Raw genomic sequence first — 12,559 nt, forward strand, 5'->3', positions numbered from 1 at the left:
CAGATCGAGCGCTGGAACAACGCCGTGCGCAGCGACCTCAACTGGGACCTCTTCGGCCGCCTCGTACATTTCCGCGATCCGCGCCTCACCGTCGACTTTGCCTACGATCCCCTCGGACGCCGCCTCTACAAACTCTCCAAAGCGCACCACAAACCGCGCCCTGAAGCCGGCACCGGCTGGAACGAAAACGAACACGCCCGCAAAGAGCGAGAACTCGGCTGCGGCTTCACCCTGTACGGCTGGGATGGCGACAATCTGGCGTGGGAAAGCAGCCCCGCTCAATACGCTGGCGGACGTGGCCGAACCGTCCATTACATCCACGAACCCGGCACATTCGTCCCGGTGGCCCAGGCCATCCGTCACGAAACCATCCGCCTCGTCAGCCAACCGGCCTACGAAGGTCGTTACAACTTCAAAGAAGACCCGCTCTGGACCTATAAACCCAAAGCGCTGCCGATCGACGTCCTCGCCTGGTACCAATGCGACCACCTCGGCACGCCGCAAGAACTCACCGACCAAAACGGCCAAACCGCCTGGAGCGCGCAATACAAGGCATGGGGCAAAGCCCAAGAGCAGCGCTCGGAGTTCGCCAAACAAATCGGCCTGACCAACCCTATCCGCTTCCAGGGCCAATACCACGACCACGAAACCGGCCTCCACTACAACCGCCATCGGTACTATGATCCTGGAGTTGGTCGGTTCATCAGCAAGGACCCGATTGGCTATTTAGGTGGATTGAACATCTACCAATATGGGCCGAACGCAATCGGCTGGGTCGATCCTTTAGGGCTGGCAAGTTCGCCCGTTGGGCCAGGGCGAAAACCTAAATCAGATAAACCGAATCAAAACTGTAAACGTGCATGCAGAAAAAAATGGGAGGTCAATCGGTACGACCGGACGTGTGAGGGTAACGTCGCTGGCGTGGGTTACGCGAAGTACTATCGAGACATTGATTCTTCAACGTGGTGGTCGGAGGATAAAACAGGTCATGGAGAGAGTGCGTGGAAGGTGTATACGCTTAGTGGTACGTGGCAGGCTGACGCTGACATATACGGCGACAACATGGGTAAACATAAAAGCACAGTTGGAAAAAATATAAATTTCAAATCGCTAAAATGTAAGGATGTGAAATGATTAGGTCCGCCGAAGAATTTGTAGCTCTGCGTGACAGTGCCATAAAGGCCGAATATGACAGGTCTGCAATGGAGGAAGCTCCAGTTGCAGTGTGGCGGGAGGTGATAGAAAGGTTTCCGGATCACAGGCGTTGGGTCGCGCACAACAAAACCGTGCCGGTAGAGATTCTTGAAGTGCTATGTGATTTCGATGTGAGCACCAGGTGGTTCGTGGCACGTAAGAGAAAGCTCTCCTCTGCATTGTTTGAGCGCCTCTCTCAAGATAACGATTCTGACGTCAGGGTCGCGATATGCACCAATAAAAAGACTCCTTTAGAAATCCTTCAACGACTGGTTCAGGATGGCAACGAAGATGTTGCGCGTGTCGCGAAAATAAATTACAAGCGCAGAATTGAAGGGCTTGAGAGTAAGGCGGACTAGCGGTGATGGAGCATGGGTAGCCGACGCTGATATTTATGGTGATCGCATGAGTAAACACAAAAGCACAACGGGACAAAATATCAACTTCAAATCGCTGAAGTGCAAGGATGTAAGATGATCAACTCTGCCGAAGAATTTGTAGCTTTGCGTGACAGCGAAATTAAAGCTGAATATGACAGATCAGCCATGGAAGAGGCTCCAGTTGCCGTGTGGCATGATGTGATAGAAAGGTTTCCTGATCATAGGCAATGGGTTGCGCACAACAAAACGGTGCCGGTAGAGGTTTTGGAGGTGCTGTGTGATTTTGACGCTGATACAAGGTGGTTTGTGGCGTGCAAGAGGAAGCTCTCTTACGAATTATTCGAGCGCCTTTCAAAGGATGCCGACACCAATGTAAGAATCGCTATAAGCGTTAATAAGAAAACTCCCTTGGGAATTCTTGAAAAGCTTTTTCAGGATGTGGACGAGGAAGTGGCTCACGCCTCTAGGGATAACTATGACGCTAGAAGAAATACGGAGTGAGTGGGGTTAAAGCGTAGCCCCCCCCGAATGGGCGGTAGGAGCGTTGCCGGAGTAGGCGTGATCTTTTGGCCAGCGAGGGGACAGCTACCAGTTCATCCAGCGCTCTGAACCATTTGATGCGTTGTCGCCCAATGGATCATGGAATGCGCGCCTTGATGGCGCGCGGCAGGCCGGGGGTGTCAGAAATTTTGTGTTCGGGCATAACATGAGTAAGAGGTGCATGTATGCCAACCAAAAAGAAACCTGCGTTACGCGAGCTACCGAAAATCCCAAAAGAGCTGCTTGAGCAGTTCGGTGGCGGATTGATGACCGCTGAAGCCATCGAAGACGCCTCCGCGGCGTTCAAGAAGGCGTTAATCGAGCGAGCCCTCAATGCCGAGCTCGGTCATCATCTGGGCTATCCGCCGGGCGCGCAGCGCCCGGCGGATGAAAAAACCAGCGTAATGGCAAAAGCGGCAAGACGGTTTTAACGGGTGATGGCCCGATCCGGCTGGACATCCCCCGTGACCGGGACGGCAGTTTTTCGCCCATTCTGATCCCCAAGCACGAGCGCCGTTACACCGGTTTTGACGACAAGATTATCGCCATGTATGCCCGAGGAATGACGGTCAGAGAAATCCGCGCGTTCCTCTCCGAGCAGTACGGAACGGATGTTTCACCTGACTTCATCAGCTCTGTCACTGACGAGGTCATGGCCGAGATTGGAGCATGGCAGCAGCGGCCTCTGGAGCCGATGTACCCGGTTATTTTCTTCGATGCCTTGCGGGTGAAAATCCGCGAAGAGGGCCTGGTGCGCAACAAGGCGATCTACCTGGCGCTGGGGGTTCTGCCTGACGGCACACGCGATATTCTCGGCATCTGGATCGAAAATACCGAAGGCGCGAAGTTCTGGATGAAGGTTTTCAACGACCTCAAAACACGGGGTGTTGAAGATGTACTGATCGCCGTTACTGATGGACTCAAGGGCATGCCGGAAGCCCTTGGCGCGGTCTTTCCAGCCACGACACTGCAAACCTGCATCGTCCATCTGATCCGAAATAGCCTTGATTATGTGGCTTGGGACAAGCGTCGCGAACTGGCCAAGGCGCTCAAGCCGATCTACCAGGCGGTCACTGCCGAAGCGGCCGAACAGGCGCTGGATGCGTTCGAAGCCGGGCCATGGGGCAAGCAATATCCAACGGTGGTAGCTTCATGGCGGCGTGCGTGGGATCGCGTCATTCCATTTTTCGTTTTCCCGCCAGCGATCCGAAAGGTGATCTACACCACCAACGCCATCGAGAGCATCAACGCTCAGCTACGAAAGATCATCAAGACTCGTGGCCATTTCCCGACCGACGATGCGGCAACCAAACTGATCTGGCTTGGGCTGCGCAATATCACTGCAAATTGGGGCTCTGCAGCCCATGACTGGAAAAGTGCGATGAATCAATTTGCGATTCTGTACGGAGATCGATTTATCAGACCAACCTGGTAAAAGCACGGCCTGCCTAACGGCAGGCCGTAACCGGCCCGCACACAAAAAATCTGACAGTCCCGGCAGGCCCTTCACCAAAACGTCGTAGCCGGCGCACTCAACTTCCCGGCAATCACCGCAATTGCCTTTTCCACATCACTCGCTTGCGTATAGCGCCCCAGACTCAGCCGCACGCTGCTCCCGGCCTGAGCCTGACTCAGCCCCAGCGCCAGCAACACGTGAGAAACGCTGCTGCTCGCCGAATTGCAGGCCGAGGTCGAGGAGACGGCCAGCTCGCTGGCCAGGCTGGCGACGTTGAAGCCCGGTGAGGCGATGCAGACGTTGAGGGTGTGCGGGACGCGCTGCTCTGGATCGCCATTGAGGCTCACGCCCTCCAGGCTGAGCAGGCCTTCGCGCAGTTGCGCTGACAGGGCACGGATGCGTGCGACTTCCTCATGCATTTCGGCGCTGGCCAGCGCGTAAGCGGCGCCCATGCCGACGATCTGATGGGTCGCGAGGGTGCCGGAGCGATAACCCTGCTCGTGGCCGCCGCCATGCATCTGCGCTTCCAGCAACGGCCGTGCGCGTTCGCCGACGTAGAGTGCGCCGATGCCCTTGGGGCCGTAGGTTTTGTGTGCGGAGAAGGACATCAGGTCCACGGGCAATGCGCTCAGGTCGATCGCCACTTTGCCAGCGCCTTGAGCGGCGTCGACGTGGAACAGCGCGCCGTGGTCGTGGACGATCTGGCCAATAGCGGCGATGTCCGTCAGGGTGCCCAGCTCGTTGTTGACCAGCATCAGCGAGACCAGCAGCGTGTCATCGCGAAGGGCACCGCGCACGGCGTCAGGGTGAATCAGGCCGCGGCTGTCGGGTTCGAGCCAGGTCACCGGGCAACCGGCCTGCTCGAGTTGGCGGACGGTGTCGATGACGGCTTTGTGTTCGAGGGTGCTGGTGACGAGGTGGCGGCGGCCGCCATTGTTCGCGCTGAGCGCCAGGCCCTTGATCGCCAGGTTGTTGGACTCGGTCGCGCCAGACGTCCAGACCAATGCGTCGGCACTGCAGCCCACCAGCTCTGCCACCTGGCGGCGCGCCAGTTCAACGGCTTGTCGGGCTTGATTGCCATAGGCATGGGAGGAGGAGGCCGGGTTGCCGAAATTACCATCGCGGCCGAGGCAGGTGACCATGGCCTGAATGACGCGGTCATCGACCGGCGTGGTGGCTGCGTAATCGAAATAACAAGGGAGTGTGTTCATAAGGCTTCTGCGCTGTCCGTCGTGCAGAAAATGTTACTAGCGTCAGGGTGAAAAAAAATTGATTCCTCACCGGGTATTTGCCGCCCCGCTAGAATCTGATTCCCAAAATACCATCACGAGCGGAATAATATTTTAGGCTTACACTTTTTTGGACTATCTTTATCGCTTTCCGGTACAGCTCTTCACTGAGGCTTCGTGCATTTCATGGACAAATTCGACCAGGCCATCCTGAGCATCCTGCAAAACGACTGTACCCGTCCGATTGCGGAAATCGCCGACAGCGTCGGCCTGGGCAGCACGGCGTGCTGGCGTCGCGTACAGAAGCTCGAAGAGCAGGGCATGATCCGTGGGCGGGTGGCGCTGCTCGACCCCCGCCAGCTAAATGTCGCGGTGACAGTGTTCGCGGCGATTCGCACCAATCAGCACAACGCCCAGTGGCTGGGGCGCTTCCATGACCTGATCGCAACGCTGCCGGAGGTGGTCGAGTGCTATCGCATGGCCGGGGACACTGACTACATGCTGCGTATCGTCGTGCCGGACATCGCGGGCTACGACGCGGTCTACAAAAAGCTCATCCAGCTGTCCGGCATCACCGACATGAGCTCCAGCTTCGCCATGGAGCAGATCAAGTCCACCACCCAGCTACCGTTGAACCACACGCTTTAGGCCCCACGGCGCTCAGATAAAAACCGCTCGGTCTAAACCCGGCGCAAAAAAAAGCAGCCATACGACGATGGCTGCTTTTTTTGTGGCCCGAATAATCAGACGCGGGCTTTGTCGATCCACTCCATCGACGTGCGCCAGATGCAGATCCCCAGGAAGTAGGCGGACATGGCCAGCCACACAAACAGCGTCACCGAGACGTTGTACGGATGGTTCATCACCAGCAGGAAGCTGCAGAAGAACCAGACAGCGGTAACCGCGATGTTGAGGGGCATGAAGCGGCGGACGCGGAACGGGTGCAGGAACTTCATGCGCGTGACCGTCAGCAGCGCCAGACAAATCACGGTGATGAAGGTCAGCCACGGCGCCGGGGAAAGAATGTAGACACACAGCGCGACAACGTTCCAGGCGGCGGGAAAGCCCTGAAAGTAGTTGTCCTTGCTTTTCATCTCAACGTTGCAGAAGCAGAACAGCGACGATACCAGAATGATCGAGGTGGTCAGCAGCAAGGTGTATTCGGGCAGCGGAATATAGCGGTAGATGAACAGGGCGGGGATGAACACATAGGTGAGGTAATCGATCACCAGATCCAGCACGGAGCCGTCGAAGTGCGGCAGGACCGACTGTACGTTCAGCTTGCGCGCCAGCGAGCCGTCAACGCCGTCCACGATCAGGGCAATGCCCAGCCAGAGCAGGCACGCCTTGGGTTGGTTATCGAACAAAGCAATGGTCGCCAGAAAGGCGAGCACCACCCCCGTGGCGGTAAAACCATGGGCGCCCCAGGCCTTGAGCCAGGCAATGCGTTGAATTGGAATCATGGACGGTCCTTCTGGAAATAAACGGGTTCAGTCGGGTACGGCTGCAGTCGACGGAACCGGAGGTGCATCTATCGACCGGGGATCGAGCGATAAGGTTCAGACGTAACCCCTACACGGTAGCAGGCGGGGACGGCTTTCGTTACTCAAATGTGACGCCGGGGCCCAAGACAGCGCGGCGCAGGTGTCATTGGTCGGCTGACGCACAAAGCAGGCATTATGCTGGCCCCCATGCGCCGGTTAACCCTTCAGAATCCCCGCCTGATCAGTCAGTTAGGCTAGAAATCGCATGTCGTTTATCAAGACCGTATTGACCTTCTGCCTCCTCGTTACAGTGACTTCCCAGGCGTTCGCGCGCAGTCCGAGCAAGAACGAACGTGACCTTTGCACCTGGGGCGCCGGGATGGCCGGCACCGCGCAGCAATACAAGCTGTCGGGCCTGACGCTGTACGGCGCACGGAAGAAGATGCAGGCCCAGCACTTCGCCCAGCAGTGGATGCGCATGAGCGCGCTGGGCATTACCGAACAGACCTACGACAGCCCGTCGCGGCTGCGGCCGGAAGGTGTCAGGCAGGTGTATTACGAAGGCTGTATCAAGCACGAAGTCGCGCGCCGCTGATCAATCGCGCTGCAGCCTCACAGGCTGCGGCGCGATCGGGCGGTCGATCCGACTCAGTGCGTGCCGCGGGGGATGGTTTTGAGCAGGTCTGCAGGGCTGATATGGCCTACCACCTGAACGCCGCTGCCCGGATGCGGCAGGCCGAGGATGTGGCCTTTGATTTTGCCGATCACGTGCATCTCGCACGGCTTGCAGTCGAACTTCAACGTCAACACTTCATCGCCATGCACCAGTTGCATCGGCGCCACCTTGGTGCGCACGCCGGTCACGCCCTTGGCCTGCTTGGGGCACAGGTTGAAGGAAAACCGCAGGCAGTGCTTGGTGATCATCACCGGTACTTCGCCTTTCTCCTCATGGGCCTCGTAGGCGGCGTCGATCAGCTGCACGCCATGACGGTGATAGAAGTGCCGGGCCTTCTCGTTGTAGACGTTGGCCAGGAACGACAGGTGCGCTTCAGGGTAAACCGGCGGCGGCGAGGTTTCTGCCTTGCGCGCACCGCGCGGGTGGGCCTTGATGCGAGCGGCGGTCAACGTCTCGATGACCTCGCGGCGCAGGGCCTTGAGTTGCGAGTTGGGAATGAAAAACGCCTGCGGCGCGTCCAGCTCAATCGCCGTTGCGTGGTATTCCGTGGTGCCCAGCTGACCCAGCAGGTCATGCAGCTGTTCCAGCGCCTGCTCGGGTTTGTTGGCGACGCCGAACGGGCCATTCAACTCAACGCGAGCGCTGATGCCTTCTTCGCTGGTTGCCACCAGTTCCAGACGCTCTTCGCGCAGACGCGCGACCCATGACAGGCCGATGCGGCGCTCGGCCGAGGTCTTTTGCAAGGCCTGCTGCCAGTTGTGATCGAGGTTGCGGCTGAGCGGATGATTGGGCCGCAGTTGCAGGCCTTTGGGCATCTCGTTGGGCTCGACGCGGTAGCGGTAGCGCTTCTCGCCGTCCTCTTCGAACTCGCCCTTGGGCTCGGCGATGTTGGCGCGAAAGCCGACCACTTCGCGCTTGACCAGCACGTTGAGTCCGTCGCCGTTGGACAACGGCTCGTGGGTCACCACCTGCAAGTCACGCTTGCCGACTTTCTCGACCACGCCGACCAACAGGCCGGTGAAGGTCGGTGAGTCGAACGCGCCGATGTCGATCTTGCGGTCGGTGACGAAGTAATCGGTGCTGCCCCGGTGGAAGGTCTTGTCCGGGTCTGGCAGGAAGAAATGCGCGGTGCGACCGCTGGAGGCGCGGGAAAGGTCCGGGCGGTCTTCGAGAATGTCGTCCAGGCGCTGACGGTAGTAGGCCGTGATGTTCTTCACATAGCCCATGTCCTTGTAGCGGCCTTCGATCTTGAACGAGCGCACGCCGGCGTCCACCAGTGCGCGCAGGTTGGCGCTCTGGTTGTTGTCTTTCATCGACAGCAGGTGTTTTTCGTAAGCGACAACGCGCCCCTGGTCATCCTTGAGCGTGTACGGCAGACGGCAGGCCTGGGAGCAATCGCCGCGGTTGGCGCTGCGCCCGGTGTGCGCGTGGGAAATATTGCACTGGCCGGAGAAGGCCACGCACAAAGCACCGTGAATGAAGAATTCGATGGCGGCATCGGTTTCATCGGCGATGGCGCGGATTTCCTGCAGGTTCAGCTCGCGGGCCAACACCAGCTGCGAAAAGCCGGCCTGATCGAGAAAGCGCGCGCGTTCCAGGGTGCGGATGTCGGTCTGGGTGCTGGCGTGCAGCTCGATGGGTGGAATGTCCAGCTCCATGACGCCGAGGTCCTGCACGATCAGCGCGTCGACGCCGGCGTCGTACAGCTGATGGATCAGCTTGCGCGCCGGCTCCAGCTCGTTGTCGTGAAGGATGGTGTTGATGGTGGTGAAGACGCGGGCGTGGTAACGGCGGGCGAACTCGACCAGTTGGGCGATTTCGCTGACGTCGTTGGCGGCATTGTGGCGCGCGCCGAAGCTGGGGCCGCCGATGTAGATGGCGTCAGCGCCATGCAGGATGGCCTCGCGGGCAATGGCCACGTCGCGGGCAGGGCTGAGCAATTCCAGGTGATGTTTGGGCAGAGACATAATTTTTTATTCGGCACGGTCACGGTCAAGGCTCGCATTGTAGCGGTGAAACGCCTGACCGGCACCCGTCTGCTGCCCGATGGCGTCGGCTGCCCTGCGCCGACGCCTTGAAACCCGAGAGGTCAGGCCTTGGCGGCCATCGCCGTGACTTCCACGCGCATACCGTCGACGGCCAACGCTGCCACGCCGACCGCGGCGCGCACCGGCCAGGGTTTGGCGAAGAAGCGCTTGTAGACCTCATTGAAAGCGGCGCGATCAGCCATGTCGGTGAGGTAGATGGTCAGGTGCAACACGCGATCCATGGAACTGCCGGCCCGTTCCAGCGCCACTTTCAGCGCCTGCAACGTGCATTCGCTCTGTTCGACGATACCGCCCAGTTCCAGGCTGCCGTCGGCGTGGGTAGGGATCTGGGTAGAGACCAGCAGGCCGCCGAACTCGGCAACGTCCGATGAAATGGAATCGCCGTCAGGATCAGGCGTGAAAGTGATGCCGTGGTTTGCCATGGTGAGCGCTCTTCAACAATGGAGGGATAACGGGCCAAGGGAAGCCCCGGCGCACATGATGGCGGACTTGGTCGCGAAAAGGGAGGCTTGAGGGCGCCTCCGGAGGGGCAGCGTGGGAGACGGTTGGCGAGCAAACCTGCAACAGGGACACGGCCAGCACCGCCCAAAAGCAAGCCGCCTTCACGTTATCTCTGACGTGAAGGCGGCTCCGGGGGGGTTGTCAAATCGGCGGATTCAACACAACTGAAACTAGCAGCGGTTGAAACCGTTAGCGAGCTATCTTTCTGCAAAACAGTGTTCCCGATTCGGAAAGAATCGACGTGAACCGCTTTCCAGACCGTCAATCACGTCCAGCCGGAAAAAGTCCGAACTCCTGCCGAGGCCCTCAAGTCCACCTTTAACGCTGACCACTTTGCGTTGGACACCTTAAGGAGAGCGACATGACTGATTACCCGAAACCGCCTTTCAAGCCTCAGCAGCAGCCTGTTCCCGGCGATCAGAGCAGAATGGAGCCATACCCCGATTGCGGCGAGACCAGCTACAAAGGCTCCGGGCGCATGAGCAACAAGATCGCGCTGATCACCGGCGGCGACAGCGGCATCGGTCGTGCGGTCGCCATTGCCTTCGCCCGTGAAGGCGCGGACGTTGCCATCTCCTACCTGGATGAGCACGAAGATGCCAAGGAAACCGCTCGCTGGGTCGAAGAGGCCGGCCGCCAGTGCCTGCTGCTGCCGGGCGACCTGACCGAGAAAGCGCAGTGCCAGAGCATTGTCGACGAGACCGTGAAGAAATTCGGCCGCATCGATGTGCTGGTCAATAACGCGGCCTTCCAGATGACCCATGAGTCGCTGGAGGAAATCCCGGACGAGGAATGGGTCAAGACCTTCGATCTCAACATCACGGCCATGTTCAGGATCTGTAAGGCAGCCTTGCCGTCCATGGGGTCGGGCAGTTCGATCATCAACACCAGCTCGGTTAACTCCGATTCGCCCAAGCCTACCTTGCTGGCGTACGCGACCACCAAGGGTGCCATCGCCAACTTCACCGCAGGCCTGGCGCAGCTGCTGGGCGACCGCGGCATTCGGGTGAACAGTGTTGCACCAGGCCCGATCTGGACCCCGTTGATTGTCTCGACGATGCCAGAGGAGCAGGTCAAGACATTTGGCGAAGAGACGCCGCTGGGTCGTCCTGGCCAGCCAGTGGAAGTCGCACCGATCTACGTGCTGCTGGCGTCCGATGAAGGCAGCTATATCTCGGGATCGCGTTACGCGGTGACCGGTGGCAAGCCGATCCTCTGAACGCTGACGCGTCACAAAACAAAGGGGCTGCCAACGCAGCCCCTTTGTTCGTTTACGACCTATGCAGCCTCATGTGCCCTTGACGGTGCTCTTGAGGTCGTCCGCCATATTGACGCCGGCATCCGATACCGTTTCCCACGCTTCACTGGCCGCGGACTTGGCCTTGCGGGCAGCCTGATCGCTGGCTTTGCCGAAGACCTTGTTTTCCTTCTCGGTGCTCGGCAGTGCCGCGCCGAGCGCTGCGCCCAAGGCGATGCCCATGGCCGCCAGCGCCAGGGGTTGTTCGCGCAGCATGTATTGGAAACTGCCTTGCAGCTGACGGCTTTGGCGCATGAGCGTCTCTTGTGCGGAGCCCGCCGATGACGACCATTTCTCTTTCAGCGCGTCGGTCTGGGCACCCGCCTGCTGCTTTAAGTCACCGAAGGTGTGGCTGGCGGACTCGCCAAACTGGCTGGCCTTATCGCTGGCACGGTGGCCCGATTCGCGGGCGTGGGCTGTCGCTCCGCTGAACGCCTCGGTGACGCTGTGGGCGGCACCACTGAACTTGTCCGCCAGTTCGCCAAACATCGACGGCCCGCTGCTGCCAGTGTGGGGAGTGGGTTTCTGATTCTGGCCGAGCATCAGCCAGGCCACGCCGACGGTGGTGAGCAACGCAGGCACGGGGTTGTTCTTGACGGAGGTGCCCAGGTTGCCAAAAAACTCGCCGCCGTTCTCTTTGGTGTAGGCCAGCGCCTGGTCAATCAACTGCCCCGGAGACAGCTTGTTTTCCAATGCATCGACGATGTTTTCGATGTTGGCCCGTCGCGCGTCGATGTTGCGCTCAATGGCATCCGGGCTGTTTCCGTCCACGGGCTCGCTGCTGGTGCGGCCATATTCGTCGTCGGTGGCAAAGTTGCTTTCGATGCTCATGAGACTTTCCTCTGAATGGCGTCTTTGTCCTTGTGAAGCGAGTTCACGGTGCGCTCGGGGGCGAGGTGCGTGGCTTCAAGGTGTTTCTTACCGGACTGAATCATGATGAAGCCGACAATCATCGCGACCAGGCCAACGATCAATGCCGCCAGCCACGGCGACACCACCATGGCCAGCGCATAAACGGCGGCCAGCAACAAAATGACGAGGCCTGCGAGCATGATCACCATGCCCCCGGCGAGGGCGGCTGCGGCGGCCTTGGCGGTGGCCACGGACGTGCGGATCTCGGCCTTGGCCAACGCGAGTTCTTCGCTGATCAAGGCCGGGACTTCATGGGTCAACTGGCGAATGAGGCTGAGCACCGAGGTGTCGCTGTCGCCGTTGCTGCGGGGTGGAAGGTCTGAATTGATCGACATTAGAGTTCTCCTCGTGACGCAGGCTTATCAGGCGAAAGCGATGGCGATGCAGTGGTGGATGGCGATGCTGTGGTACCGGGAGTAGGGGTCGGGATAGAAGCCGTGTGGTTCGCGGTGCCGGGATCTGAATTAAAACTCCCCAGCTCGGCCCCCGACTGCTGGATGCCTGCGCCGTCATCAAGGTCGGTGGTGGCCGAGCCCTGTGCGGTGGGGTCGTTGGGCGCAAGAGGATCCGGCGTCTGGATCGGCGCGCCGCGCGGGGCATCGCCCGTGTACGGGTGACGCGCCTGCAAGGAGTCGCCTTCGCCACGTTCACCCGTTCCGGCGCTGAAGCCACCGTCACGCTCCGCTGACGAGTACTTGGGCCCGTCGCCTGCGCCAGAAGGGCCGGCCTGGGTGGAAGCGGTCAGGTCGGTGCTGCTGGCCCGCAGGAACCGGGACAGGCCGAAGCCCACCGCAACGCTGCCGGTGACAAACAGTGCCGGGTTTTCCCGGGCCAGACGCCCG

Annotated in this window: 12 protein-coding genes and 2 pseudogenes; 7 read left to right on the plus strand and 7 right to left on the minus strand. The window is 59.6% G+C overall.

From position 1 onward, the window contains the following. From VF672_RS06625 to VF672_RS06640, 4 genes and pseudogenes are all read left to right on the plus strand, one after another. Nucleotides 1–1,134, plus strand: a 1,134-nt coding sequence (locus VF672_RS06625; protein ID WP_331102734.1) for an RHS repeat-associated core domain-containing protein, incomplete at its 5' end; no start/stop codon positions are given. Continuing rightward, on the plus strand, nucleotides 1,131–1,553 hold the full coding sequence (locus VF672_RS06630) for a hypothetical protein (RefSeq protein WP_331102736.1): 423 nt from the start codon (nucleotides 1,131–1,133) through the stop codon (nucleotides 1,551–1,553). The genes VF672_RS06625 and VF672_RS06630, both read left to right, overlap by 4 nt. Nucleotides 1,554–1,667: 114 nt before the next feature. Further along, nucleotides 1,668–2,075 (plus strand): hypothetical protein, encoded by a 408-nt coding sequence (locus VF672_RS06635; protein WP_331102738.1) that lies wholly within the window; start codon nucleotides 1,668–1,670, stop codon nucleotides 2,073–2,075. 224 nt (nucleotides 2,076–2,299) lie between these two features. Further along, a pseudogene (locus tag VF672_RS06640) lies at nucleotides 2,300–3,549 on the plus strand (IS256 family transposase). A gap of 71 nt (nucleotides 3,550–3,620) precedes the next feature. On the opposite strand, the gene VF672_RS06645 reads toward VF672_RS06640, so the two are convergent. Beyond that, on the minus strand, nucleotides 3,621–4,781 hold the full coding sequence (locus VF672_RS06645) for an aminotransferase class V-fold PLP-dependent enzyme (RefSeq protein ID WP_331102740.1): 1,161 nt from the start codon (nucleotides 4,779–4,781) through the stop codon (nucleotides 3,621–3,623). 204 nt (nucleotides 4,782–4,985) lie between these two features. Between VF672_RS06645 and VF672_RS06650 the strand changes: the two genes are divergently transcribed. Next, entirely contained in the window at nucleotides 4,986–5,447 is a 462-nt protein-coding gene (locus VF672_RS06650) for an Lrp/AsnC family transcriptional regulator (RefSeq protein WP_331102742.1), read from the plus strand. 95 nt (nucleotides 5,448–5,542) lie between these two features. On the opposite strand, the gene pcsA is transcribed toward VF672_RS06650, so the two are convergent. Then, nucleotides 5,543–6,262 carry a phosphatidylcholine synthase gene (pcsA, locus tag VF672_RS06655; RefSeq protein WP_331102744.1) on the minus strand — a complete coding sequence of 240 codons (720 nt, stop codon included), beginning with the start codon at nucleotides 6,260–6,262 and terminating at the stop codon, nucleotides 5,543–5,545. 286 nt (nucleotides 6,263–6,548) lie between these two features. Between pcsA and VF672_RS06660 the strand changes: the two genes are divergently transcribed. Continuing rightward, complete coding sequence (locus VF672_RS06660) at nucleotides 6,549–6,878, plus strand: hypothetical protein (RefSeq protein ID WP_331102746.1); 330 nt, start codon at nucleotides 6,549–6,551, stop codon at nucleotides 6,876–6,878. A 53-nt stretch (nucleotides 6,879–6,931) separates the two neighbouring features. Here VF672_RS06660 and VF672_RS06665 read toward each other — a convergent pair whose 3' ends face one another. Together VF672_RS06665 and VF672_RS06670 are read right to left on the minus strand one after the other, a co-directional pair. Continuing rightward, entirely contained in the window at nucleotides 6,932–8,926 is a 1,995-nt protein-coding gene (locus VF672_RS06665; protein WP_331102748.1) for a U32 family peptidase, read from the minus strand. Nucleotides 8,927–9,048: 122 nt separating this feature from the next. After that, entirely contained in the window at nucleotides 9,049–9,429 is a 381-nt protein-coding gene (locus VF672_RS06670) for a RidA family protein (protein ID WP_331102750.1), read from the minus strand. Between the two features lie 440 nt (nucleotides 9,430–9,869). Here VF672_RS06670 and VF672_RS06675 point away from each other — a divergent pair, with 440 nt between their 5' ends. Beyond that, on the plus strand, nucleotides 9,870–10,727 hold the full coding sequence (locus tag VF672_RS06675) for an SDR family oxidoreductase (protein WP_331102752.1): 858 nt from the start codon (nucleotides 9,870–9,872) through the stop codon (nucleotides 10,725–10,727). A 69-nt stretch (nucleotides 10,728–10,796) separates the two neighbouring features. Here the strand turns inward: VF672_RS06675 and VF672_RS06680 are convergent, their stop codons facing one another. The 3 genes and pseudogenes from VF672_RS06680 to VF672_RS06690 form a co-directional block, all read right to left on the minus strand. Beyond that, nucleotides 10,797–11,636, minus strand: a complete 840-nt coding sequence (locus VF672_RS06680) for a DUF3618 domain-containing protein (RefSeq protein WP_331102754.1) — start codon at nucleotides 11,634–11,636, stop codon at nucleotides 10,797–10,799. Beyond that, a complete protein-coding gene (locus VF672_RS06685) occupies nucleotides 11,633–12,052 on the minus strand; it encodes a phage holin family protein (RefSeq protein WP_331102756.1) in 420 nt (139 codons plus the stop codon). Before VF672_RS06685 ends, VF672_RS06680 begins: the two co-directional genes overlap by 4 nt. Beyond that, a pseudogene (locus tag VF672_RS06690) lies at nucleotides 12,052–12,559 on the minus strand (hypothetical protein); the annotation flags it as partial. The pseudogene VF672_RS06690 and the gene VF672_RS06685, both read right to left, overlap by 1 nt.

The sequence above is a fragment of the Pseudomonas sp. genome, assembly GCF_036387035.1.
GTDB lineage: Bacteria > Pseudomonadota > Gammaproteobacteria > Pseudomonadales > Pseudomonadaceae > Aquipseudomonas.

Excerpts from the sequence above, each read along its gene's own strand:
- VF672_RS06635 (WP_331102738.1), top strand. The coding sequence starts at position 1,668 with ATGATCAACTCTGCCGAAGAATTTGTAGCTTTGCGTGACAGCGAAATT.
- VF672_RS06675 (WP_331102752.1), top strand. The coding sequence starts at position 9,870 with ATGACTGATTACCCGAAACCGCCTTTCAAGCCTCAGCAGCAGCCTGTT.
- VF672_RS06630 (WP_331102736.1), top strand. The coding sequence starts at position 1,131 with ATGATTAGGTCCGCCGAAGAATTTGTAGCTCTGCGTGACAGTGCCATA.
- VF672_RS06665 (WP_331102748.1), bottom strand. The coding sequence starts at position 8,926 with ATGTCTCTGCCCAAACATCACCTGGAATTGCTCAGCCCTGCCCGCGAC.
- VF672_RS06685 (WP_331102756.1), bottom strand. The coding sequence starts at position 12,052 with ATGTCGATCAATTCAGACCTTCCACCCCGCAGCAACGGCGACAGCGAC.
- VF672_RS06645 (WP_331102740.1), bottom strand. The coding sequence starts at position 4,781 with ATGAACACACTCCCTTGTTATTTCGATTACGCAGCCACCACGCCGGTC.
- VF672_RS06660 (WP_331102746.1), top strand. The coding sequence starts at position 6,549 with ATGTCGTTTATCAAGACCGTATTGACCTTCTGCCTCCTCGTTACAGTG.
- VF672_RS06650 (WP_331102742.1), top strand. The coding sequence starts at position 4,986 with ATGGACAAATTCGACCAGGCCATCCTGAGCATCCTGCAAAACGACTGT.
- pcsA (WP_331102744.1), bottom strand. The coding sequence starts at position 6,262 with ATGATTCCAATTCAACGCATTGCCTGGCTCAAGGCCTGGGGCGCCCAT.
- VF672_RS06670 (WP_331102750.1), bottom strand. The coding sequence starts at position 9,429 with ATGGCAAACCACGGCATCACTTTCACGCCTGATCCTGACGGCGATTCC.
- VF672_RS06680 (WP_331102754.1), bottom strand. The coding sequence starts at position 11,636 with ATGAGCATCGAAAGCAACTTTGCCACCGACGACGAATATGGCCGCACC.